This is a genomic window from Streptomyces gardneri (assembly GCF_006539185.1).
Classification (GTDB): Bacteria; Actinomycetota; Actinomycetes; order Streptomycetales; family Streptomycetaceae; genus Streptomyces; species Streptomyces gardneri.
The window spans coordinates 22,113-43,827 of sequence record NZ_BJMN01000002.1 but is presented as its reverse complement, the minus strand read 5'-3'; the positions used below and the strand labels follow the sequence as shown (position 1 = coordinate 43,827).

General features: G+C 72.8%; 21 protein-coding genes. 11 read left to right on the top strand and 10 right to left on the bottom strand.

What is annotated here, in order from left to right; all coding sequences use genetic code 11:
* Positions 1 to 55 precede the first annotated feature (55 nt).
* From SGA01_RS00910 to SGA01_RS00900, 3 genes are all read left to right on the top strand, one after another.
* Positions 56 to 937, top strand: a complete 882-nt coding sequence (locus SGA01_RS00910; RefSeq protein WP_141292387.1) for a winged helix-turn-helix transcriptional regulator — start codon at positions 56 to 58, stop codon at positions 935 to 937.
* An 88-nt stretch (positions 938 to 1,025) separates the two neighbouring features.
* Positions 1,026 to 2,300: a VWA domain-containing protein gene (locus tag SGA01_RS00905; RefSeq protein WP_141292386.1), complete on the top strand. Its 1,275-nt coding sequence runs from the start codon at positions 1,026 to 1,028 to the stop codon at positions 2,298 to 2,300.
* Positions 2,300 to 3,121 carry a hypothetical protein gene (locus SGA01_RS00900; RefSeq protein ID WP_141292385.1) on the top strand — a complete coding sequence of 274 codons (822 nt, stop codon included), beginning with the start codon at positions 2,300 to 2,302 and terminating at the stop codon, positions 3,119 to 3,121. Before SGA01_RS00905 ends, SGA01_RS00900 begins: the two co-directional genes overlap by 1 nt.
* 61 nt (positions 3,122 to 3,182) lie before the next feature.
* Here SGA01_RS00900 and SGA01_RS00895 read toward each other — a convergent pair whose 3' ends face one another.
* Positions 3,183 to 3,857 (bottom strand): TetR/AcrR family transcriptional regulator, encoded by a 675-nt coding sequence (locus SGA01_RS00895; protein ID WP_141292384.1) that lies wholly within the window; start codon positions 3,855 to 3,857, stop codon positions 3,183 to 3,185.
* A 107-nt stretch (positions 3,858 to 3,964) separates the two neighbouring features.
* Between SGA01_RS00895 and SGA01_RS00890 the strand changes: the two genes are divergently transcribed.
* Positions 3,965 to 5,083, top strand: a complete 1,119-nt coding sequence (locus SGA01_RS00890) for a serine hydrolase domain-containing protein (RefSeq protein ID WP_167533967.1) — start codon at positions 3,965 to 3,967, stop codon at positions 5,081 to 5,083.
* Positions 5,084 to 5,122: 39 nt separating this feature from the next.
* Here SGA01_RS00890 and SGA01_RS00885 read toward each other — a convergent pair whose 3' ends face one another.
* Positions 5,123 to 6,337: an MFS transporter gene (locus tag SGA01_RS00885; protein WP_371865963.1), complete on the bottom strand. Its 1,215-nt coding sequence runs from the start codon at positions 6,335 to 6,337 to the stop codon at positions 5,123 to 5,125.
* A gap of 180 nt (positions 6,338 to 6,517) precedes the next feature.
* On the opposite strand from SGA01_RS00885, the gene SGA01_RS00880 reads away from it, so the two are divergent.
* A complete protein-coding gene (locus SGA01_RS00880; protein ID WP_141292383.1) occupies positions 6,518 to 6,895 on the top strand; it encodes a MerR family transcriptional regulator in 378 nt (125 codons plus the stop codon).
* A gap of 47 nt (positions 6,896 to 6,942) precedes the next feature.
* Here SGA01_RS00880 and SGA01_RS00875 read toward each other — a convergent pair whose 3' ends face one another.
* Positions 6,943 to 7,422 carry a (2Fe-2S)-binding protein gene (locus tag SGA01_RS00875; protein ID WP_024757086.1) on the bottom strand — a complete coding sequence of 160 codons (480 nt, stop codon included), beginning with the start codon at positions 7,420 to 7,422 and terminating at the stop codon, positions 6,943 to 6,945.
* A gap of 14 nt (positions 7,423 to 7,436) precedes the next feature.
* Positions 7,437 to 9,824, bottom strand: coding sequence for a molybdopterin cofactor-binding domain-containing protein (locus SGA01_RS00870; protein ID WP_141292382.1), 2,388 nt, complete (start codon positions 9,822 to 9,824; stop codon positions 7,437 to 7,439).
* A 127-nt stretch (positions 9,825 to 9,951) separates the two neighbouring features.
* Between SGA01_RS00870 and SGA01_RS00865 the strand changes: the two genes are divergently transcribed.
* From SGA01_RS00865 to SGA01_RS00850, 3 genes are all read left to right on the top strand, one after another.
* Positions 9,952 to 10,605, top strand: a complete 654-nt coding sequence (locus tag SGA01_RS00865; RefSeq protein ID WP_141292381.1) for a class I SAM-dependent DNA methyltransferase — start codon at positions 9,952 to 9,954, stop codon at positions 10,603 to 10,605.
* A 456-nt stretch (positions 10,606 to 11,061) separates the two neighbouring features.
* Positions 11,062 to 11,838: a type 1 glutamine amidotransferase gene (locus SGA01_RS00855; RefSeq protein WP_229917678.1), complete on the top strand. Its 777-nt coding sequence runs from the start codon at positions 11,062 to 11,064 to the stop codon at positions 11,836 to 11,838.
* Positions 11,839 to 11,969: 131 nt separating this feature from the next.
* On the top strand, positions 11,970 to 12,407 hold the full coding sequence (locus SGA01_RS00850) for an OsmC family protein (protein ID WP_141292380.1): 438 nt from the start codon (positions 11,970 to 11,972) through the stop codon (positions 12,405 to 12,407).
* A 19-nt stretch (positions 12,408 to 12,426) separates the two neighbouring features.
* On the opposite strand, the gene SGA01_RS00845 is transcribed toward SGA01_RS00850, so the two are convergent.
* The 4 genes from SGA01_RS00845 to SGA01_RS00830 form a co-directional block, all read right to left on the bottom strand.
* Entirely contained in the window at positions 12,427 to 13,014 is a 588-nt protein-coding gene (locus SGA01_RS00845; protein ID WP_229917676.1) for an NPCBM/NEW2 domain-containing protein, read from the bottom strand.
* A 383-nt stretch (positions 13,015 to 13,397) separates the two neighbouring features.
* Entirely contained in the window at positions 13,398 to 14,618 is a 1,221-nt protein-coding gene (locus SGA01_RS00840) for an RNA-guided endonuclease InsQ/TnpB family protein (RefSeq protein ID WP_141292379.1), read from the bottom strand.
* A 168-nt stretch (positions 14,619 to 14,786) separates the two neighbouring features.
* The gene (locus SGA01_RS00835; RefSeq protein WP_141292378.1) at positions 14,787 to 16,223 is read right to left on the bottom strand and encodes a carboxylesterase/lipase family protein; all 1,437 of its coding nucleotides are present in this window, start codon (positions 16,221 to 16,223) and stop codon (positions 14,787 to 14,789) included.
* A 51-nt stretch (positions 16,224 to 16,274) separates the two neighbouring features.
* Positions 16,275 to 17,540: an MFS transporter gene (locus SGA01_RS00830; protein WP_141292377.1), complete on the bottom strand. Its 1,266-nt coding sequence runs from the start codon at positions 17,538 to 17,540 to the stop codon at positions 16,275 to 16,277.
* A gap of 147 nt (positions 17,541 to 17,687) precedes the next feature.
* On the opposite strand from SGA01_RS00830, the gene SGA01_RS00825 reads away from it, so the two are divergent.
* The 3 genes from SGA01_RS00825 (at position 17,688) to SGA01_RS00815 (ending at position 20,541) form a co-directional block, all read left to right on the top strand.
* On the top strand, positions 17,688 to 18,704 hold the full coding sequence (locus SGA01_RS00825; protein WP_141292376.1) for a LysR family transcriptional regulator: 1,017 nt from the start codon (positions 17,688 to 17,690) through the stop codon (positions 18,702 to 18,704).
* Positions 18,705 to 18,779: 75 nt separating this feature from the next.
* The gene (locus tag SGA01_RS00820) at positions 18,780 to 19,151 is read left to right on the top strand and encodes a hypothetical protein (protein WP_055645201.1); all 372 of its coding nucleotides are present in this window, start codon (positions 18,780 to 18,782) and stop codon (positions 19,149 to 19,151) included.
* A 187-nt stretch (positions 19,152 to 19,338) separates the two neighbouring features.
* Positions 19,339 to 20,541, top strand: a complete 1,203-nt coding sequence (locus tag SGA01_RS00815; RefSeq protein WP_141292375.1) for a serine hydrolase domain-containing protein — start codon at positions 19,339 to 19,341, stop codon at positions 20,539 to 20,541.
* Here SGA01_RS00815 and SGA01_RS00810 read toward each other — a convergent pair.
* Together SGA01_RS00810 and SGA01_RS00805 are read right to left on the bottom strand one after the other, a co-directional pair.
* Positions 20,538 to 21,284, bottom strand: coding sequence for a GNAT family N-acetyltransferase (locus SGA01_RS00810; RefSeq protein WP_141292374.1), 747 nt, complete (start codon positions 21,282 to 21,284; stop codon positions 20,538 to 20,540). The genes SGA01_RS00815 and SGA01_RS00810 overlap by 4 nt on opposite strands.
* Positions 21,281 to 21,673 (bottom strand): nuclear transport factor 2 family protein, encoded by a 393-nt coding sequence (locus SGA01_RS00805; RefSeq protein ID WP_141292373.1) that lies wholly within the window; start codon positions 21,671 to 21,673, stop codon positions 21,281 to 21,283. The genes SGA01_RS00810 and SGA01_RS00805 overlap by 4 nt, the downstream gene beginning before the upstream one ends.
* Positions 21,674 to 21,715: the final 42 nt, after the last annotated feature.

The following is a 21,715-nucleotide window of genomic DNA, read 5'->3' as shown; positions in this document are numbered from 1 at the left end:
GCGCAAGATGGTCCCGACGGACGGACGCCGTGCGCGCAGAACTGGAGACGTAGCGATGAGGTCGATTCCCGAGCGGGACGCCGCCTGCGCGATCGCGCAGGCCGCGGCGGTGGTCGGCGACTGGTGGAGCCTGCTCCTGATCCGGGAGACCGCCCGAGGGCACCACAGGTTCGACGCGCTCCAGCAGGAGCTGGGCATCTCCCGGAAGGTGCTCACCGAGCGCCTGGCGCACCTGGTGGAGACGGGGGTGCTGGAGAAGGTCCCGTACCAGGAGCGGCCTACGCGGCACGAGTACCGGCTGACCGAGAGCGGCCGGGGGCTGCTGCCGGTCCTGCTGTCGATGCAGGACTGGGCCGACCGCTGGCTCCTCGGCGACGGCTCTCTCAGCGGCACCGCCGACGAGACGAGCGCGGAGGCACGGCGCGTCGCGGACCTGACGGGCCGGCGACTGCCGCGCCTGCGGCTGCCCGGTCACCGCGACGGCGCGCCGGTCGACCCGGTGGCCGACAGCGTGGCCACCGTCCTGTTCTGCTATCCGGCGACCGGGAGTCCCAGCCCCCTGCCGGAGGGCTGGTCGCACATCCCCGGCACCGTCGGCTGCACGCTGGAGAACCGGCTCTTCCGGGACGCCTACGAGGACTTCCGCGCCGCGGGCGCGGAGGTGCACGGCGTCAGCACCCAACGCCCCGACGAACAGCGCGTGTTCGCGAGCCAGGAGGACATCCCCTTCACCCTCCTTTCCGACGTCGACCTCCGCCTCGCCGCCGCCCTGCGCCTGCCCACCTTTCGCGCCGGACAACTGCTGCGACTGAAACGGACCGTGCTGGTCATCGACCGTGACGGCACGGTGCGGCACGCGCGCTTCCCGGTGACGGACATCCCGGCAGCGGTGAACGAGGCACTGGCCGAGGTACGGCGCCTGGCCGCGGAAGACTGACACGTACGGAACGAACCCCGAGCACCGCTGACCGGACGGCCGGCCACCTCGTTTTGGATTGTCGGAGGATCATCAATACGATCCGGCGATGATCACGAGAAAACGGCTGGCGACCGGGGCGGTCGCGCTGCTCGCCGCCCTGACCGCCGCGCTCCTGCCGACGAGCGCGGCCGCCGACGAGCCGGTGGCGAAGGAATCCCCCAAGGTCGAGCTGGTCCTCGACGTCAGCGGGTCCATGCGGGCCAAGGACATCGACGGCAAGTCCCGCATGTCCGCGGCCAAACAGGCCTTCAACGAGGTCCTCGACGCGGTGCCCGAGGAGGTCCGGCTCGGCATCCGGACGCTCGGCGCCGACTATCCGGGGCCCGACCGCAAGCGGGGCTGCAAGGACACCCGGCAGCTCTACCCGGTCGGTCCGCTCGACCGGACCGAGGCCAAGACCGCCGTCGCCACCCTCGCCCCCACCGGCTGGACGCCGATCGGCCCCGCGCTGCTCGGCGCGGCCGACGACCTCGGCGACGACGGGGCGACCAAGCGGATCGTGCTCATCACGGACGGCGAGGACACCTGCGCCCCGCTCGACCCCTGCCAGGTGGCACGGGAGATCGCGGCGAAGGGCATCCACCTCGTCATCGACACGCTGGGCCTCGTGCCGGACGCCAAGACCCGGCAGCAGCTCACCTGCATCGCGGAGGCGACCGGAGGCACGTACACCTCGGTCCACCGCACCGAGGAGCTCTCGCGCCGTGTGAAGCAGCTCGTCGACCGCGCCGCCGACCCGGTCGTCACCCCCGTGGGGACGAAGGGCACGGCGCGGTGCGTCGACGCCCCGCTGCTCAAGGCCGGTCTGTACACCGACCGCGAGACCTTCGGCGAGCACCGCTGGTACCGGGTGGACCTGCTGCCCGGCCAGGAACTGCGCGCCTCCGTCAGCGTGTCGGCCGACCGGGCCGTCAACAACGACTACGGAGTGCTCCTGCGCGCCGTCACCCTCCACGGCCGGGAGATCGTCCGCGGCTCCGAGGCGGGCGACGGCCGGACGGACGTCATCTCGACGGGCCTGCGGTACCCGAAGCCGGACCTCGACGAGGGTCCCGGGGACGTCAAGCCGGCCGCCGAGACGGTCTGCCTGCAGGTCAGCAACTCCTTCTCCGCTCCCCCGTCGGTCAAGACGACGCCGGGCATGCCGATCGAGCTGACCGTGGACGTCGTCGACGGCCCGTCGGCCGCCTCGGACGTGGCCGCCTTCGGTCTCGGCCGCGGCTGGTGGCTGCTCGGCGTGCTCGTGCTCGCCGGTTTCCTGGCCGGTCTGCTCTGGGGCTGGGTGTCCCGCTGGCGCGTCGCTGTCTGGAGGACCAACTGATGCGTACCGTACGCATGCTCGCCACGGCCGCCCTCGCGGGCGCCGCGCTCCTGGGTCTCACGGCGCCGGGCGCGTCGGCCGACACGCCCACCGCGGACCCGAGTGCCGGAGCGGGGCCGACGGAGGCCGGGACGACGTTCCGTACCGCCGCGAGGTTCCTGCCGGGGCAGCAGGCCACCGCGCAGGCCGCCACGGGTGACTACCTGTACTGGGTGTTCCCCGCGGACACCGGGCAGCGGCCGACGGTGAACGCCACGGTCACGCTCCCCGACTCCGCGCTGCGGCACGGTCCCACCACCTGGCGGGTCGACGTGTACGACGGGCTGCGGCGGCGTCAGCCGTGCATGTACGGGACGCAGTCCCGTACGGCGGCCAAGGAGGCCGCGTCGGTGGAGCTCGCCTGTGTGCTGCGGCCGGTCCGTGCCGCGGCGGACGCCTGGGCGAACGACCCGCTGCCCGGCAGCTACTACGTCCGGCTGACCGTCACGGGCCTGGCGGACGAGGACCTCGGCCAGCCGTTCACGGCCCGGGTCGGGGTGACGACCCTCGACAAGGGCGGTGCCTACGCCACGGACGGCTCGCTCGCCGCGCCGCTCGTGCCCGGGGCGACCACCGCCGACCAGGCGGAGGCGGACGCCGACGCGGGCCGGCCCTCGGCCGTGGAGGCGGCGGCCCCGGAGGACGGCTGGTCCTCGGGCTGGTGGTCCGACCGCTGGATCTGGACCGCGGCGGGCGGCGTCCTCGCGGCGCTCGCCGGCATCGGCGGCTACGTCCTGACCCGCGGCACGGGCCGCCCGCCCCGCGTCCCTCCGACCGTCTGAGCCACCCCGCACGCACCACCGAAGACCCCCACCGCCCCGTCGCGGTGGGGGTCTTCGCGCGTCAGGCCGTTTCCGTGCTCGGGCTGCCGATCGACGCCTCGATATGGGCGAGTTGAGCGGCCAGGATCTCCTCGAACGCGGCACGGCGGTCCGCTCCGAGGGGGCGGACGTCGCGGGCGAAGTGGGTCAGGGCGGGGAAGCGTTCGGGGTCGGCGCCGAGTACGGCGACGCGGAACAGCTCCATGCCCTGTTCGTACTCTTCGGAGGTGATGGTGCTGACCCCGGCCTCGGAGGCGATCAGCGCGGCAATGAGGACCGCCAGCCGGTGGTAGCGCGCCGGGATCTCCTCGTCGGGCAGCCCCGACGCACGCAGAGCCTGCAGCGCCTCTTCCATGACCAGCCGGGAACCGGCGCCGCCCGAGGCGTAGCGTCCCCAGACCGCGGCGAGCTGGGGCTGCTGCCCGAAGGCCTCCCTCAGCCGCAGGGCCAGGGACGTGATGCGCTGCTTCCAGTCGCCCTCGGGGCGATGGCCGTCCATCGCGGCCAGGAGGATCCGGTCGGCGACCGCGCGCAGCAGTTCGGTCTTGCTGCGGAAGTGCCGGTAGAGGCTGGAGGAATCGGTCCCGAGGACCGTGGCCAGTTTGCGCACGCTGAACGAGTCCGCGTCGCTCGTGCGCAGCATCTCCGCCGCCGTATCCAGGATCTCTTCGGTCGACCAACGCCTTCGGCCTGCCATCTTGCTCCTCTCGCAGGACCTCACCCTATCGGTGCACTTGGTGTTGCACGCACCGCGTGCATAATGAGGACACGAGCACCGTCCGGGAACACGAAAGGACGCATGACGTGAAGCACGCACTGGATTTCGCGGCGCTGGACGCCGCCATCGAGAACGTCCACCGCGCCGGGATGCCCGGCCTGTTCGCCGAGGTGAGGGACGGCGACCAGGTCTGGCGCGGGGCGGCGGGGGTCGCCGATGTCGCCACCGGCCGCCCCGTCACCGCCGACATGCGGCACCGCGTCGGCAGCATCACCAAGACCTTCACCGCCGCGGCGGTCCTGCAGCAGGTCGAGAGCGGCCGGATCGGTCTCGACACCCCGATCGGCCGGTACCTGCCGAAGCTGGTGCCCGGCGAACGCGGTGACGCGATCACGGTACGGATGCTGCTCAACCACACCAGCGGCCTCGCCGAGTACCTGCCGTACGCCTATCCCTCGTTGAAGGCGTTTCCCGTCCTCGCGGACACCGGGCCCCAGAGTCTGGACGACCACCGGTTCACGCGGTTCGACCCCGTCGAGCTGATCGCGATGGGGGTCACCGCGCCTGCCGTCGGCGCCCCGGGCGGCGCTCCGGGGGTGTACTCCAACACCAACTACCTGCTCCTCGTCGAACTCCTGGAGCAGGTGACCGGCACCACGGCAGAGCGGTACATCACGCGGAACGTCATCGAGCGCGCCGGACTCCGGAACACCGAACTCCCCACCGGGCCGTACGTCGACGGGCCGCACTCGCTGCTCTACGAGGCGTGGTTCGGGATGATCGACCCGCCCCGCGACTACAGCGTCTTCGACATGTCGTGGGTGGGGCCCTCGGCCTCGCTGATATCGACCGTCTCGGACCTCAACCGCTTCTACGGCAAGCTGCTGGCCGGGGAGATCGTCTCCCCGTCGTCGCTGGCCCAGATGCAGCGCACGGTCCCGGTCGTCTCCCAAGAAGGAAGGACGATCGACTACGGCCTCGGCCTGCACCCGCTGGAGAGTCCCGGTCAGGGCACGTTCTGGGGCCATGGCGGCACGGTCTGGGGCGGTGGAGCACTGGCCATGATCCGTGCCGACGGCAAGCGGCGGATGGCGGTCGCGGTGAACATGCAGAGGTGGAACAGGCTCGACTCCGCGGGCAGGCCGCAGCCCCATCCCATCGACGAAGCGCTGGCGGTCCTGCACCGCGTGGCGATGTACGGCTGACCGGGCCGCGGCCTCGCCGGGGCGACCGGGCCGCGGTCGTCAGGCGGAGCCGCGGTGAGCGGGGAAGCCATGGGCGCGGGCTCCCGTGACGACGGCGACGACGGGGGCCAGCAGGAGCAGGACGCCCCAGGGCAGGGCCCCCGCGCCGAGCCCGTCTAGGAGCAGACCGCCCGCGAGGCCGCCGGCCGCCATGGCCGCGTTCCAGAGGCTGACCAGCATCGTCTGGGCGGTGTCGGCGGCGTCCCCGCCCGCGTCGGCGACGGCCGTCTGGAGGAGCGTCGGCGCCCCGCCCCAGCCCAGGCCCCACAGCCCGGCGGCGACCAGCACGAGCGCGGTGCTTCCGGCCGGTACGGCGAGGGCGGCGGCTCCGACGGCGACGAGGACCGTCCCGCCGAGGGTCAGAGCCCTGAGCCGGCGGTCGATGGAGCGGCCGGTGATCCCGATGCCGGCCAGCGAGGCCACACCGAACACGAGCAGGACGAGTCCGGTGGAACCACCCAGGCCGAGGTGGCCCAGGTAGGCGGCGACGTAGGTGTAGAGGACGGTGTGGGCCAGGACGAGCCCGAAGGTGACGGCGAGGACCGGCAGGACGCCGGGCACTCTCAGGGTCCGGGTGACCGGGGCGCGTCCGCCGCTCCGCTCGCCCGGCAGGTCGGGGACGGCGAGGGCGATCCAGCCGAGGAGCCCGGCGGCGATGAGCGTCATGGCCGTGAAGGCGGCACGCCAGCCGACGGCGTCGCCGAGGAAGGTGCCCGCCGGGACGCCGAGCGAGAGCGCGAGCGGGATGCCGGTCATGGCGACGGCGACGGCTCTGCCCTGGAGGTGCGGCGGGGCGAGGCGGCGCGCATATCCGGCGAGCAGGGCCCAGGCCAGCCCCGCGGCGACCCCGGCGAGGAAGCGGGCGCCCATGGTGAGGGCGTACGAGGAGGAGACGGCGGTGACGGTGTTGGCGGCGGCGAATCCCGCGACCGAGGTGAGCAGCAGGCGCTTGCGGCGCCAGTCGGCGGTGCGGGCGGCGAGCGGGACGGCGGTGAGGGCGGTGCCGAGCGCGTAGACGGTGACCGTCTGCCCGGCGGCGGCCTCGCCGACACCCAGGTCGGCGCTCATCCCGGGAAGCACGCCGGCGGGGAGGGTCTCGGTGAGGCTCGTGACGAAGACGGCGGTGGCGAGGGCGAGCAGGGCGGGGAGGGGCAGTCGGCCGGCGGGCTTCGGAGAGCCGTTCACCGGGGATCCGTTCACCGGGGATCCGTTCACCGGGGATCCGTTCACCGGGGATCCGTTCACCGGGGATCCGGTCATCGGGGATCCGGTCTTCGGATGGGCGGGGGCGGGCGCTGCTGAACCGCCCGCCGCTGTCGCGTGGTTGCTCATGGACCTATGCTCGAACCCTCACATTGATGTGAAGGTCAAGCGAGTCCCGGGAAGGGGCGTCCCATGCGGATCGGGGAGCTGTCGGAGCGCACCGGCACACCGCGCAGGCTGCTGCGCTACTACGAGGAGCAGGGCCTCATCGTCGCGGACCGGCTGCCGAACGGCTACCGCGTCTACGACGAGTCGAACGTGGACCGGGTGGCGCAGATCCGGGGGCTCCTCGACGCCGGTCTGCCGACCCGGATCATCAAGCAGATCCTGCCCTGTCTGAACAAGCCGAGGATCATCCACTTCCCGGACGCCACACCGGAGATGCTGGCCACCCTTGAGGAGGAACGCGACCGGATGACCGAGCGGATCCGGTTCCTCACCAGGAACCGGGACGCGGTGGCGGAGTATCTGGTCGCCGTCCGGGAGAAGTTGGCGGCGGGTTCCGCCTGAAGCCTGTCGCGAAACGCCGCCGCCGGGCACGGAAGATCCCAGGGCCCTCACTCCATGCGGCGGGAACCCTCCAGGACCGCCTGCCGGATGCGGTGGTAGGTGCCGCAGCGGCAGATGTTGCGGATCGTGTCGAGGTCGGCCTCGGTGATCTCCCGGCCGGCCTCACGCGCCCGGCGGACCGTCGCCACCGCCGCCATGATCTGCCCCGGCTGGCAGAAGCCGCACTGGGCGACGTCGAGGTCGAGCCAGGCCTCCTGCATCGGGTGCAGGTCACTGCCCACGGTGTCGGGGAGGCCCTCGATGGTGGTGACCTCGTCGGTCGGGGCGAGGTCGTCGACGGGCACGGCGCAGGGCGTGAACGCCTTGCCGTTGAGGTGGCTCGTACAGGCCCGGCAGACGCCGACCCCGCAGCCGTACTTGGGTCCGGTGACACCGAGGACGTCCCTGAGGACCCAGAGGAGCCGGACGTCGCCCTCGACGTCGGCGGTGACGGCCTTGCCGTTCAGGATGAAGGTGTGCTGCGGCACGGGGACTCCAGCTCTCAGATGGTGCGGTCGCGGCCGTCGGTGGGCGAGGCCGGGACGGGCGGGACGGTCGGCAGGGGGGTGAAGGCGAGCGGCTCGGCGTGGTTGAGGGGGAAGACCGTCGGCATCGTGCCGGTGGCCCGCCCGTAGGCGCAGGCGACGGCGGCCATGGCGCCGGCCACCGCCAGCTCCCCCGCGCCGCCCGGCTTCTCGCCGTTCGAGGGCATCACGATGATCTCCAGCTCCGGCGGGGTGTTCCACTGCCGGGTGTAGAAGTACTGGTCCCAACTGCCTTCGAGGAAGTGCCCGTCACGCAGGTGGAGTCCGGAGGTGAGCGTGATGGCGATGCCGTCGGAGATGCCGCCCATCATCTGGGCCTCCAGTCCCCGCGGGTTGACGGCGAGACCGACGTCGACGGCGCAGACGACCTTCGTCACGCGCGGTCCCGTGTACGCGTTGGGGATCTTCCGTCCGGTGGTCGCCGGGCGGCAGTCGATCTCGGCGAGGACCGCGACGAAGGAGTGGTACTCGGCGTGGACGGCGATGCCCTGGGCGGTCCCGGGCGCCATCGTCCGGCCCCACTCCCCTGCCTGGGCGACCTTGTCGAGGACGGCGCGCGCCCGCGAGTCCTTCATGAGCTTGCGCCGCATCGCGTACCCGTCCTGGCCCGTGCGGCGGGCCAGTTCGTCCATGACGAGTTCCTGGGCGCAGCGGACGTTGGGCGAGTAGATGCCCCGCATGGAGCCGGTGTTGTAGCCCTTGTCGGTCTCGGAGAGGAGCTGGGTCGTGACGCCGAGGTGGTAGGGGCTCACCTGCGTGAGCTGGAACATCGTCTGGGAGAAGGTGGCGTCGGCGACGGGGAGCCGGGCCACCTCGGAGGTGAGGAGCTCGCCGATGCCGTGCCCGAAGTCGGTGGCCACGGAGGTGTGGCGCTGCTCGTACGTCAGGACCTCGCCCAGCGAGTACGTGGCACGGACCCTCGACGTGGACATCGGGTGCGTACGGCCCTGGCGGAAGTCGTCGGTGCGGTGCCACATCAGCTTGACGGGCTTGCCGAGGGCGCGGGAGACCTCGGCGGCCTCGTGGGCGGCGTCGTGGAAGAGCTTGCGGCCGAAGGAGCCGCCGCCCTCGGTGACGTGGACACGGACGGCGGTGGGCGGCAGGCCGAGCTTGAGGGCGATCTGTTCCTGGGCGACGATCGGGGCCTTCAGTGAGGCCCAGATCTCCGCGGAGTCCTCCCGTACGTCCGCGATGGCGCAGTTCGTCTCCAGGGCGGCGTTGCTGGAGAAGTGGAAGGTGAAGCGGGCGTCGACCGCCTTGGTGAGGAGCGGCAGGGCCGGGACCACCAGCGGGAGTTCGGCCCGGCGGAGCTTCTCCAGGACGGTGGCGTCGGAGGCGCCCTCGGCGGTTCCGGGGCCCCAGTCGACGTCGAGGGCGCGGACGGCGTCGACGCACTGGCCGAAGGTGCGGCCGCGGACGGCGACGCCGGTGGAGACGGTGACGACGTCGGTGATGCCGGGCATGGCGCGGACCTCGGCGAGGTTGGCCACGGAGCGGACGGTGCCGTTGATGGTGGGCGGGCGGCAGATCATCGTGGGCAGGGCGTCCGGGACCTGGAGGTCCATCGCGAACTTCTTGCGGCCGGTGACGGCGTCGAGGGCGTCGAGCCTGCGCTGCGCGGTGCCGACGACGCGGAAGTCGGACCGGTCCTTGAGCTCCACCTCCACCGCGGCGTTCGTGAGGGCCGCGGCCTTCGCGGCGAGTTCGCCGTAGCCGAGAAGCGCGCCGGCCGGGGAGAGGACCGCGCCGGCCTTCGTCGTGAGGGTCTCGACGGCGTCGCCGAGGACGAGGGAGGCGGCGTGCAGGAGGCGGCCGCGGGCGACGGCGGCGGCGACCCGGATCGGGGTGTAGGTGGAGTAGGTGGTGTTGGAGCCGCCGGTCAGCTGGTTGAAGAGCAGCTCGGGCCGGGCGTCGGCGAGCGTGACCTTCACCTTGTCCAGCGGCAGGTCGAGTTCCTCCGCGACGATCATGGCGCTGGAGGTCGTGACGCCCTGGCCGACCTCGGCGCGGGGCAGCGCGAAGTGGGCGGTGCCGTCGCTGTCGACGCGGATCGTGATGAGGTTGCTGGTCGGCAGGGCGGCCAGCGTCAGCAGCTCGTTGAGGTCGAGGATCTCCGCGGGTCCGGGCAGCGAGGGGATCAGCGCCGGGGCCGCAGCGGCGGCCTGCCGGGGCACGAGGGCCTCGGCGCCGAGCTGGGCGGCGACGGTGAGGGTGGGGGCGGCGAGGACGTAACCGAGGAACCGGCGCCGCCCGATGCCGGCCTCGCCGGTCGCGGCCGGAGGCGTGGCGCCTTCCCCGCTGCCGCTCGTGTGGTGGTCGTCCCGCGCGGGGTGCCGCCTCGGCATTCGGTGTGCCCTTTCGTCCAGGCCCCGGTCTTGCTACTGCCGGGTATCGTCAGAGGCGACGATCATCGCTCATGCGGGGGCCCCTTGGGGACCCTCCGGCACGGACGCCCGTCGTAGGGTTCCCGGCATGACCGAAGCCGCGCACCTCACCGACACCCGCCGCTCCTACGACACCGTCGCCGTCGACTACGAGCGGCTGCTCGGCGAGCAGTTGGCGACGACGCCCCTGGACCGGGCGATGCTCGCCGCCTTCGTGGAGAAGGTCGACACCTTCGACGGCCCTCGCGCGGTGGGCGACCTCGGGTGCGGGACGGGGCGCGTGGCGGCCCATCTGCGGGAGCTCGGCGCGGACGTGTTCGGTGTGGACCTGTCGCCGGGGATGATCGCGGTGGCCCGGGAGACGTATCCGGGCGTGCGCTTCGAGGTGGGGTCGATGACCGCGCTCGACCTGCCCGACGCCTCACTGGGCGGGGCGCTCTCCTGGTACTCCACGGTGCACATGCCGGAGGCCGAACTCAGCGCGTGCTTCGCGGAGTTCCGTCGTGTCCTCGCGCCGGGCGGGTTCGTCCTGGTCGCCTTCAAGGTCGGGGACGAGCGGGTGCGGCTCGAGCAGGCGTACGGTCACGAGGTGGCGCTCGACGTGTACCGCTGGTCGCCCGACCGGATCGCGGAGCTCCTGGCCGCCGCCGGCCTGGTCGAGGCGGCCCGCCTGGTGCGGGAGCCGGACCCCGTGGAGAGCACGCCCCAGGCCTTCCTGCTGGCCCGCAGGCCGCGCGACTGAACGCTCCCGCCGCAGGAACGGAGCTGCGCCCGGGAGAGCCGGGCGCGCTGCCCGCCGCCCGCGATGAGGGCGTTGACGGAGGCCATCGGGTCACCGCCCGCCGACCGGACGAGCAGCGCACCGAGCACCACGGGGCCGATGGCCACGGCGAGGGCCGCGCCGGTGGCGGTGACGTGCTGGAGGTGGCGGGTGCGCCGGGCGTCGAAGGTCATGTCCCCATTCCAGCGGCTGACGGGCGGCCGCGTATCGGTCGACGTACTCAGCCGGGCGGGGCGGCGTACTCACCCGGCACCGACCGCTGCTCGGCGGTTGCCCTCAGGGGTTCCCGCTCGGGGGCTTCTTCGGAGATCCTCGGGGGAATCGAACACCCCGGGCGTCCCCGGGCCGAAGCCAGGAGGCGCGACCGCCGTGACGAGCCGGACGACCGAGATGAGGGAGATGAGGGGGACGGGCGAGGTGAGGGAGACGGCTGAGACCAGCCTGTCAGGCGCGGTAGGCCCGGTCGTCCTCGTCGTGCAGCACGAGGAGGACGCCGGTCCCGGGCTCGTCGGGGAGCACCTCCTGCTGGCCGGCCTCCGTCTCGACGTGGTGCGTGCCTGGCGGGACGAGCCCCTTCCGGACGACCTTCGCGGTCACGCCGGGCTCCTGGTCCTCGGCGGGTCCGTCAACTGCCGGGACGACGGATCCGCCCCGTGGCTGCCCCGCGTCCGTACGCTCGTCCGCGAGGCGGTCGCCGGCGGGGTGCCGCTCCTCGGGATATGCCTGGGCGGCCAGATCGTCGCCGACGCCCTGGGCGGATCGGTCGTGACGCGGACGCGGGGGCCCGAGTTGGGCGCCGTCCCGCTGCGGCGGCTCGTCGCGGCCGACGGCGACCCCGTGCTCGGCGGAGTGCCCGAGGGCGCGCCGGCCGCGCAGTGGCACTGGGACGAGGTGGACCGGCTGCCGGCCGGCGCCGTCCCGCTGCTGGGCGGGGACGACTGCCCGTACCAGGCGTTCCGGGTGGGGCATGCGGGCTGGGCGCTCCAGTTCCATCCGGAGGCGGGGGTCGGCACGGTCGCGCGGTGGGCGGAGGCCGACGACGCGCAGGTCCGGGCGGACGGCGGTGACCCGGTGGCGGTGGTGGCCTCCGTACGGGAGGCGGAGCCGCGACTCCGTACGGTCTGGGGCGCGGTCTCCGAGGCCTGGGGCGCGGTGGTGCTGACCCACGCAGGAGCGGCCGCCGCCGGGGTGTGATCAGGGCGGGCGGATACTCGTGTCCGGGGTGGGTGCGCGAAGGGCGCGTCCGCTTGGCGGGACCGGGGCCGTGGGATTGTGTGGCGGTCGACCGTACCGCCACCGCACCACAGCGAAGGAGCTCCGCCGCCATGGCCGACTACCGGATCGAAACCGTCCGCACCGGGTACCGGAACTGGACCGCCCGCAACGACCGGGGCGCGGAGGTCCGGATGGCCGCCGCCGACGACGCGGACGCGCAGCCCTCGTTCACGCCGGTCGAGCTGCTGCTCGCGGCGATGGGCGGGTGCGGCGGTCTGGTCGTCGACCGGACCGCGCGCGCTGTGGACCACGACGACCTGCGGATCGTGGTGGAGTCGGTCTCGGACCCCGAGGACGAGGGCCGGGTGGGCCGGATCAGGGTCAGCTACGAGTTCGAGCTGCCGGACAACAACCCGCGGGCGGAGGAGGTGTTCGCCCGGGCGGTACGTCTGACGCACGAGAAGTTCTGCACGGTGAGCAGGACCGTCGAGCACGGCGCGCGCGTCGAGGCGATCCTCCCGGACGGAACGGTCGGCTTCGAGGGCTGACCGGACGCGCGCGGGGCCCTCAGCCGACCGTGACGTGGGCGAGGGCCCAGGAGGTGTGGTCGAAGGACGTCCGGGCGTTGGCGTCCGTCACCTCCAGACGCAGGACGCGGACGCCTCGTACGTCCACATCCACCGGTACGGGGCCGGTGGCCGCCGTCAGCGTGGGGGTGGCGAGGAGGACGCGGTCGTCGCCGTACACGGTGGCGCGGGTCGCGCCCACGGAGCTCTGGCGCGCCGAGAAGTCGTCGATGCCGACGAGCGCGGTGAACCGCTTCCCCGCGCCGCCGAGGTGGAAGGACACGTCGCTGTAGGCGTGGACTCCGAGGCCCTTGGGGTACGTGGTGCCGCCGAAGGCGATCGGCGTGCCGTCGCCCGCGCCGTTCTTGCCGTTGGAGCTGTCGCGCTCGACCGGGCCCCAGCCGTTGACGGCGCCGATCCAGGGCAGGTCCGAGAGGTACGCGTCCTTGGTGGGTGCCGGGGGCGGGGTGGTGGTGACGCCGTCGGCGGTGGCCGAGGTGGCCTGCACGGTCCAGCCCACGGGGGCGCGCAGGGTGACGGCGGCCGAGTTCCAGGGCCGCGCCGAGACGTTGACGAGGGTGGCGATCACGGTGAACGTCCGTGCTGGTATGGAACATTGAGGGAGCATCAGTTTCGTTCCTGAGTCGGCCCGGGGTATGCGTCCTGCCAGGAGGAACGCATCAGCACGCCGAGTCCGGTGACCCGGGCGGGGTACCGGGACGCGAGGTCGGACGTCTCGACGAGGTCGTACAGCTCGATCTGCCACTGGTCATCGAGGAGGGCGGCGGACGCGGCTATCGGCGCTTCAGGGCTAGACCAGGTCCTTGTCGTGCGGCGCCCGGCCCCCTCAGTCGATCACCGGCGCGGCCCTGACCCATGCACAGCACACAGCGCATGAAGAACGTTTGAATCCTCCCCTCCCTGAAGGGAGGGGAGTCCTCACCCTCCAGGGCTGATGTGGGAATTCCTGGCTCACGCCGCCAGGCGGGGCAGCACCTCGCCTGGACTTCCACGATCAGCACCAGCCGGGGTGAGACCAGCCCGGACCAGCATCACGCGGGCGGAGTTCTTGTCCCTGGAGGACACGGCTCCGCACACGGTGCAGGCATACGTTCGCTCGGAAAGAGGTAGTGCGTGCTTGGTTCTCGCTCCGCACTGCGCGCAGTCCATCGTGGTGTGCGCGGGATGTACCAGGTGCACGACACGGCCGTGCTTTCGCGCCTGCTCGATCAGAGCCGCCTTCGTGGCGCCGATCGCGGCGTCGGCCGCCTTGCGGGCCATGGTGGTCTTAGCGAGGAACTTCGGCCGGAAGTCCTCGACGGCCAGGGCGTCATGGTCGCGAACAACCTTCTTGGCCCACTTTCGGGCCGTGTCCTGGCGCTGCCGGGCGATCTTCTTGTGCAGCTTCGCGACCTGCCGCTTGGCGGCCTTGTAACCGTTCGAGCCGGGCTCGCCTTTTGCGGACTTTCGTCTCGCCATCATCCGCTGGTAACGGGCGAGCTTCTGCGCCGCGGTCTTGCCGTGCTGGGCGTGGGGAAGGTCATGGGCATCGGAGGTGGTGGTCGCCGTCTCCTTCACACCCCAGTCGATCCCGATCACGCGGCCAGACTCTGGCAGGGGCAGCACGCTGGCGGGTACGACGAAGGACGCATACCACGCCCCCGTGCTGTCCTGATGAACACGCACGCTGGACGGCTCGGCCGGAAGGTCCCGCGACCACACCACTGTCACCACGATGCCGCCCGCCAGGTGCAGACGGCCATCCTTCAACCGGAAACCACGCCGGGTGTAGTTGAGACTCGGCAGCGCATCGCGCTTCTTCTTCCACCGGGGCATCCCAGCCCGCCGGTGCATGGGCAGCCGATCCTTGATGTCCTTCTGTCCCTTGGCGCGGGACTTGCCGAAGTCACGTACGACCTGCTGCTGAGCAACCGAGGACCCCTCACGCACCCACGGGGTGAGCTTGCGGGCATCGGTCAGCATCCTGTCGAGCTGGGCCGGGCCACACGTCCGCTTCTCGCCAGTGGCTTTGTTGCGCAGGTATACGGCCTTGGACTTGGCGACGCACTCGTTCCAGACCCACCGGCACCGGTCCCACTCACCTACCAGGGCGGTACGGGCTGTGGACGACACGCGCAGCCGGAAGCTCCACCGAGCATGCCCTGCATCGTCCGTCCGCGCTTCCGCCGCCATGAACAGCAACCTATCCACGACGACCGACGATCAAGAGCAATTCACCTTGAAGAGGCCGTTCATCGCCACACTGAGTATAAAATGCTCCGCCCTAGCGGCGAAACGGCATCATCGGAGGCATGCTCCCCGGGACGGCTCCCATCCCTCGTCACGTCGGAGTCATCCCGCTCAATCGAGCCAGATCTCCCGGACCCCGCTCAGCGGGTCCTCGGCGATCCGGGGCTCGGCGTCCCAGATCATCGTGGCGCGCCGGTCGGTGGTGTAGCGCGGCCAGTCGGCGCCCGGGTCCTGGTCCGTCACGAAGGCGACCCAGGCCCGGTGCATGGCGTCGGCGAGGGCGCGCGGCGGGGCGTCGCCCGCGGACGGCGCGACGCCTTCGGAGTCGAGGACGTCGAAGGCGAAGGGCAGGTCGAGGCAGTGGAACGCGATGCCCATGACCGGCGAGCGCCAGGCGAACTCGTAGAGCCAGGTGGGCTGTTCCCGCGCGGCACGGGCGTCCGCTACGGCGAGGTTCGGGACGCGGAAGATGGAGTCCGTGAGCGCCTGCCCGAAGAGGAGGGCCTCGCCGCCCTCCGCGTATGCCTGGGTGAAGGCGTCGATCCGGGCCTCGTCGAGGCCGAGGCCGCCGAGCACGAGCGGCACCGGCAGTCCCTCGGGCGCGGGGATCATCGTGAACTCGTGCTCGGTGAAGCCGAGCATCAGCGGGACGTCGTCGCCCGCGCCGCCCGTCGTCAGGGCCTCCAGCGCGGGTACGGGGATCAGCTCGCCGTCCGCGAAGGGCGCGAGGGCCAGCATCGGCGGCAGTCCTTCGCGGTCCGGGCCCTCTTCGGCCAGCCGGTCCTGGAGCTCCAGGATCTCGTCGTCGCTCAGGTCCCGCAGGGCCGCGGCGGTGGCGGGGACACCGGTGCGGGAGGTGAGGAGCCGGGAGGCGGCGCGGGCGACCTCGGGACCGTCGGGGCGCAGGAGCGCGCCCGAGACGGAGATGACCCCGCGGAACAGATTACGGGCGGACGGGACGGCGAGGAGGGTCTGGACGGCGCCGCCGCCCGCCGACTGGCCGGCGATGGTGACCTTGGCCGGGTCGCCGCCGAAGGCCGCGATGTTGTCGCGGACCCATTCCAGGGCGGCGATCCAGTCCCGTACGCCCCGGTTGTCGGGGGCGTCCTCCAGGTGGAGGAAGCCCTCGATGCCGAGCCGGTAGCCGAGCGAGACGACGACGACTCCGTCCCTGTTGAAGGCGGCTCCGTCGTACCAGGGGCTGGCCGCCGAACCGGCGACGTAGCCGCCGCCGTGGATCCAGACGAGGACGGGGAGCCGGGCCTCCGGGTCGGCGTCGGGGGTGAAGACGTTGAGGTTGAGGACGCCGTCGCCCGGGATGGTGGGCTCGGGGATGATCACGACCTCGCCGAAGGGGCGACGCTGGGCCGTCGGGCCGTACGCGGTGGCGTCCAGCGGCTCCGTCCACGGCTCCGGCGGCACGGGCGCGGCGAACCGCAGATCGCCCACGGGGGGCTGCGCGTACGGGATGCCGAGGAAGCGGAGGCTGCCGTCGGCACGGCGTTCGCCGCGGACGGGCCCTCGGGCGGTGGTGACGGTCGTGCTCATGCGGTGCTGCTCCTTCTGCGCGGGGCGACACGGGGCCGGGACTGGAGCGTGTCACCGCCCACTTACACGTGTCAATCCCGGTGTCGAGCAGGTGTCGGTCGGGGCCTCGCGCCGTGGGAGCAGCAGGGGTGTCGCCAGCAGGAGGGCGCCCGCGAGGGCGATCGCCGCGCGGAGGCCGACGAGCCCCGCCAGGACGCCCCACAGAGCGGTCAGGGTCGCGGTGGTGGCCTTGCCGGAGACCGACCAGGCGGTGAGGGTGCGGGCGACGCGGCCGGTCTCCGTCAGGCGGAGCCGGTGGGCGGCGAAGACGGGGTTGAAGACACCGATGCAGGTGATCAGCGCGAACTGGACGGCCATGACCAGCAGGAGTCCGCCGACGCCGGGCCGCACGAAGGCCAGTCCGACCGGCCAGCACACGCGCAGCGAGCCCGAGACGAGGAGGACCCGGTGCCGCCCGAACCGGTCGACGAGCCCGGGCGCCAGCCGCGCGCCGATCAGGCCGCCGAGGCAGGGCACGGCGAAGGCGAGGCCGTACTGCCAGGGCGTGAACCCCAGCGGACCGAGCATCAGGACGGCGAGCAGCGGCGCGGTGGCCATGATCAGGGCGTTGACCAGGACGGTGTGGAGGAACAGCGGGCGCAGCTGCGGGTGGGCCAGGACGTGGCGCCACCCTTCGACGAGGTCGCCGAGGCGCGCGCCGGTCCGCTCCTCCCGCTCGGGGCGGGACTCCCGGCCGCGGATCGCCCGGATGCCCGCCGCCGAGAGCAGGTAGCTGACGGCGTCGGCGGCCACGGTGGCGACCGGTCCCAGGAGGGTGATCAGGGCGCCGCCGAGCGGCGGCCCGACGACGGTCGTGGTCCAGGTCGTGGACTCCAGCCGGGCCTGCGCCGCAACCATGGCCTCCGGCCGGACCAGCACCTTCAGGCAGGCACCGGCCGCCGCGCCGAAGGTGATGTCGGCCGCGGCGACGACGACCAAGACGAGCAGGAGCTGGGCGAGGCCGAGCCGGCCGAGGGCGTACGCGACGGGGACGCTCAGCAGCGCCGCGCACCGGACGAGGTCCATCGCGACCATCACCGACCGCTTGCGGCGGAACTCCACCCACGGCCCGAGCGGGACCGCGACCGCCGCACCCACCGCGGCGCCGATCGCGGCGAGCGAGGCGACCTCGGCGGCGCCTTTGTGGAGCACCGTGATCGCGAGCAGGGGGAAGGCGCTGAACGCGAGTCCCGTGCCGAGTGCGCTCGCCGCGTAGGCCGCCCACAGCCACCCGAAGTCACGCCCCGGCGACGCCCGCCCCCACCGTCCCCCCGCCATGTCCGTACTCCTCTTCTCGCCGCGTCGAACAACCGCGCGTCGGCCTCCGCCATCCAAGCCACTCACCGATACCGGGAGCAAACAACCGGATGCCGGGCAGGCCACAACCACGGGTTGTGGGGCAGGACACCCCCTAGCCTGAGGACCGTGGATCTCGAAGCCGTACGCACCTTCCTCGCCGTCCTGGAGTCCGGCCGGTTCGGTCAGGCCGCCGACGAGCTGTCGATCACCCAGCAGGCCGTCTCCAAGCGCGTCGCCGCGCTGGAGAAGGAGCTGGGCGTGCGGCTGCTCACCCGAACCGCGCACGGCGCCGAGGCCACGATCGACGGGCAGGCCTTCCTGCCGCACGCCCGTGCCCTGCTCCACGCGGAGGCCCGGGCGATCGCGTCCGTCCGCCCCGGCAGCCGTGCGCTGCGCGTGGACGTGATCGGCAGGCGGCTGGCGCCCGCGGCGCTGCTGCGGACGTTCCACCGGTCGCACCCGGAGATCGAGCTCGACGTCGTGACGCTCTTCGACGCCGACGCGGCCGTCGCGGCCCTGCGGTCCGGCACGATCGACGCGTCCTTCCGCGCGGTCACCATGCCCGGCCGGCACCTCCCCGAGGACATCGGGGCCCTGCCGGTCCTGGACGAGCCGATCGAGCTCCTGACCGGACCGGCCCACGCGCTGGCGTCCGCCCGCGCGGTCACGCCGGCGCGGCTCGCCGGGCACCGGATCTGGGTGCCAGGGATCGTCAGCGGGACCGAGTGGGCCGCCTACTACGCGGACCTCGCAGCCGAGTTCGGGCTCACCATCGAGGTGACGGGGCCCGACTTCGGCACCGAACCGCTCCTCGACACCGTCGCCGACTCCCCCGAGCTCGCGACCTTCGTGGGCGCGGGGACGCGCCTCGTCTGGCCCGAGGCCCACGACCTGCGGCGCATCCCCGTGCACGGCCCGACGCCGGTCTACCCGCACTCACTGCTCTGGTCCCTGGACAATCCGCACCCGGGACTGCTTGCCCTCCGCGAGCACCTCGCCGCTGCCGGCACCGAGCCCTCGGACGCCGCGGCGCTCTCCGGAGCCTCGGGGACGCCGACGGCCTCCGCGACCTCGGCGACCTCCGGTCCCGATATCTGGACACCCTCGTGGGCGCGCCAGCGGACGCGGCGCCCCGCGCTCTAGAATCGGACCGACCGGCCGCCGGACCAGTGGCGGGGGCCCGGCTGTTCAGGCGTTTCCGGGGGAAGGCGGCGCGCGATGAGGTGGAGCCTCGATGTCGTGCTGGTGTCGCTCGTCTTCCTCCTCGGCGCGGGATTCATCACGGCGGGTGTCGTCTGGAAGGGCCGCGCGGTGCGGCCGTTCGCCGCTTCCCGGGCACGGTCCGTCGCCCAGCGGGAGTACGCGCGCGATCTGCAGCGGGCGGCCGACCATGTGATCGCGGCGGCCCGCAGCTCCGCCGGGGACGGTGAACCGGCCATCGTGACCGTCGAGGCCGTGGTGAGCGTGACGCAGGACCGCTACGGGTACGCCGTGGTGGAGCGGCGGCACGCGGCGGCGGCACTGCGGCGCCGGTTCGAGCACTGGCGGTGCGCCGCCGACTGCGTCACGGACGCGTACGCCTACACGTAGGCACGGTGGACGCGGGCCGGCCAGGGGGCCGCCTCGTGGACGCGGGCCCGCCAGGGGGCCGCCTCAGCGATCCGCGCGACGCCGAACGAGTGGACTCGATGAGGCGCCCCACGGACGGGGCTCTCCGCCACGGGTACGGATGGTGATGTGGCTGCCTGCTCCCCGAACCGGAAGAGGCGCCCCCGACATGCGACGCATCCCCACCCGACGTCTGTTCGCCGCGGCACTGCTCGTGGCGTCCGTGCTGGCCCCGACGGTCGTGGCCCCGGCCCCGACGGTCCACGCGGCCGGCATCGACCGCCACGACAAGGACGACTGCCCGCCGGGCGGCCTCGGCCCGGAGGTGAACGCCCGGCTGGACAAGGCCATCAAGGACATTCGCGAGCAGGCGGGCATCCCCGGCGTCGTCGTCGGCGTGTGGATGCCGGGCAAGGGGAGCTACGTCCGCGCGAGCGGTGTCGCCGACACCGTGACCCGTGAGCCGATGTCCGCCGACTCGTACATCCGGATCGGCAGCGAGACCAAGACCTTCACGGTCACCGCACTGCTCCAGCTCGTCGACGACGGCCGGGTCGGCCTCGACGACCCGATCGCGAAGTACGTGCCCGGCGTCCGCAACGGACACCGGATCACGCTCCGCCACCTCGCGGAGATGCGCAGCGGCCTGTTCCCGTACACCTCCGACGCGGACTTCATCCACGATCTGCTGAGCGACCCTCAGCGGCAGTGGACCCCGGAGGAGGTGCTCCCGTACGGCATGAGGCACAAGAACACCTTCAAGCCGGGCGCGCAGTTCCAGTACTCCAACAGCAATCTGATCCTGCTCGGCCTGGTCGTCGAGAAGGTGACGGGGCAGCGGCTCCAGGACGTCATCCGCAACCGGGTGCTCCGGCCGTCCCACCTGTTCGGCACGCTGTTCCCGGTGGGCGCCGAGTTCCCGGAGCCGCACTCGCGCGGCTACACCGACCAGACGCTGAGCGGCGGGATCGCGGACGCCACCGACTGGAACCCGAGCTGGGGCTGGGCGGCGGGGGCGATGATCTCGAACCTCCAGGACCTGCGCCACTGGGCCAAGATCGTCGCCACCGGGGAGCTGCTCAGCCCGGAGACCCAGGCCCAGCGCCTCAAGACGCTGCCGACCGGCTTCCCCGGCACGACGTACGGCCTCGGCATCCTGAAGACCGAGGGCTGGATCGGGCACAACGGCTCGCTGCCGGGGTACGAGACGGTGACCGTCTATCTGCCCTCGAAGAAGGCCACCCTGGTCCTCATGCTGAACACGGACGCCCGCCGGGTCGACAACCAGGAGCCGTCCACGCTGCTCGCCCGGGCGATCACCCGGATCATCACCCCGGACAATGTCTACGCCGGCGGGACCTCGCCGCGTTAGCCACTCCCCGGGGAGTACCCGTCCCCGGGGATCTCCGCGGAGAGCTGCGTGCCCAGTTCCTCGAAGCCCAGCGCGGCGGCGACCCGCCGCGAGGCCTCGGGGCGGGCGCGCCACTGCGGCAGCAGTCCGGCGGCGAGCGCGTGGCCGACCGCGGCAGATGCCACCGTGCGCGCGAGTCCCCGGCCGCGTGCCGCCGGCGCGACCAGGACGCTGAGGTGGGCCGTCCGGCGGGGCCAGAGTTGGTACCCGGCGGCGGCCACCACCTCGTCGTCGTGGGCGCGGACGACGAACGCGGGCGACGTGATCCCGTCCAGAGCGGCCTCGTCCGCGTCCTCGTGGCCCGCCGCGCGCTCCAGGCCGCGCAGCGCCGCGTGATGGCCGGGCAGTTGCTCCACCGCCGAGGCGGCGGCCACCGGGCGGAAGCCTTCCGGGGAGGCGTACGACAGCGCCGCCGGGCCGAGGACGCGGGCCACGGGCAGTGCCTCGCGGTACGAGGACGCTTCCCCCGCCGCGTCGACGGACCGTCCGCGCAGCGCCTCACGCACCCTCGCGGCCACGCGCGCGTCGGGCGCCGTCACCAGCGCCGATCCGTCGAGGGTCACCACCCCCACCCAGCCCTTCGGGCACGTCCCCGACTCCGGGGACACCAGGACCTTCACCTCGCCCTTCGGCGGGAACGACCCTGGTGAAACGGACGCCAGCTCCTCCCACAGCCGTCGGGCCCCCGCGAGCGGCGAGGTCACCGGACGGCGTCCGGTACGGGCGTGGCCTGGTGGTAGTACATCCGCAGGGGCGCGTCGGCCGCCCCCGCCGGGTCCCGCCGCCACAGGGAGCTGCGGCGGGCCCGGTGGCCGTCGCGGACCGTCTCGAACGTGACGTGCACGAGTCCGGGGGCGAGCAGCACGCCCCTGACGGCGCCGGGTTCGTAGTGGGTGCCCTCCTCGGCGTTCCCGGCCATGTCGGGAAGCGCGGCGAGCATCTCCCCGTACGTCCAGCGGCGGCCGGAGGCGCCGACCTCTTCGAACTCGGGGTCGAGGAGTTCGACGGCGAGCGCGCGGGAGACGCGTACGGACGGGTCCAACAGGCGCAGTTCGCCCGCGATGGCCTCGGCGATGTCGGGATGCTGGGTCATGGGGGCATTCTGGCTGGTCAGCCGTGGCCGGGCCAGGGGTTT

Excerpts from the sequence above, each read along its gene's own strand:
- SGA01_RS00905 (WP_141292386.1), top strand. The coding sequence starts at position 1,026 with ATGATCACGAGAAAACGGCTGGCGACCGGGGCGGTCGCGCTGCTCGCC.
- SGA01_RS00850 (WP_141292380.1), top strand. The coding sequence starts at position 11,970 with ATGGCCGACTACCGGATCGAAACCGTCCGCACCGGGTACCGGAACTGG.
- SGA01_RS00830 (WP_141292377.1), bottom strand. The coding sequence starts at position 17,540 with ATGGCGGGGGGACGGTGGGGGCGGGCGTCGCCGGGGCGTGACTTCGGG.
- SGA01_RS00870 (WP_141292382.1), bottom strand. The coding sequence starts at position 9,824 with ATGCCGAGGCGGCACCCCGCGCGGGACGACCACCACACGAGCGGCAGC.
- SGA01_RS00895 (WP_141292384.1), bottom strand. The coding sequence starts at position 3,857 with ATGGCAGGCCGAAGGCGTTGGTCGACCGAAGAGATCCTGGATACGGCG.
- SGA01_RS00880 (WP_141292383.1), top strand. The coding sequence starts at position 6,518 with ATGCGGATCGGGGAGCTGTCGGAGCGCACCGGCACACCGCGCAGGCTG.
- SGA01_RS00805 (WP_141292373.1), bottom strand. The coding sequence starts at position 21,673 with ATGACCCAGCATCCCGACATCGCCGAGGCCATCGCGGGCGAACTGCGC.
- SGA01_RS00820 (WP_055645201.1), top strand. The coding sequence starts at position 18,780 with ATGAGGTGGAGCCTCGATGTCGTGCTGGTGTCGCTCGTCTTCCTCCTC.
- SGA01_RS00815 (WP_141292375.1), top strand. The coding sequence starts at position 19,339 with ATGCGACGCATCCCCACCCGACGTCTGTTCGCCGCGGCACTGCTCGTG.
- SGA01_RS00840 (WP_141292379.1), bottom strand. The coding sequence starts at position 14,618 with ATGGCGGCGGAAGCGCGGACGGACGATGCAGGGCATGCTCGGTGGAGC.
- SGA01_RS00835 (WP_141292378.1), bottom strand. The coding sequence starts at position 16,223 with ATGAGCACGACCGTCACCACCGCCCGAGGGCCCGTCCGCGGCGAACGC.
- SGA01_RS00900 (WP_141292385.1), top strand. The coding sequence starts at position 2,300 with ATGCGTACCGTACGCATGCTCGCCACGGCCGCCCTCGCGGGCGCCGCG.
- SGA01_RS00865 (WP_141292381.1), top strand. The coding sequence starts at position 9,952 with ATGACCGAAGCCGCGCACCTCACCGACACCCGCCGCTCCTACGACACC.
- SGA01_RS00910 (WP_141292387.1), top strand. The coding sequence starts at position 56 with ATGAGGTCGATTCCCGAGCGGGACGCCGCCTGCGCGATCGCGCAGGCC.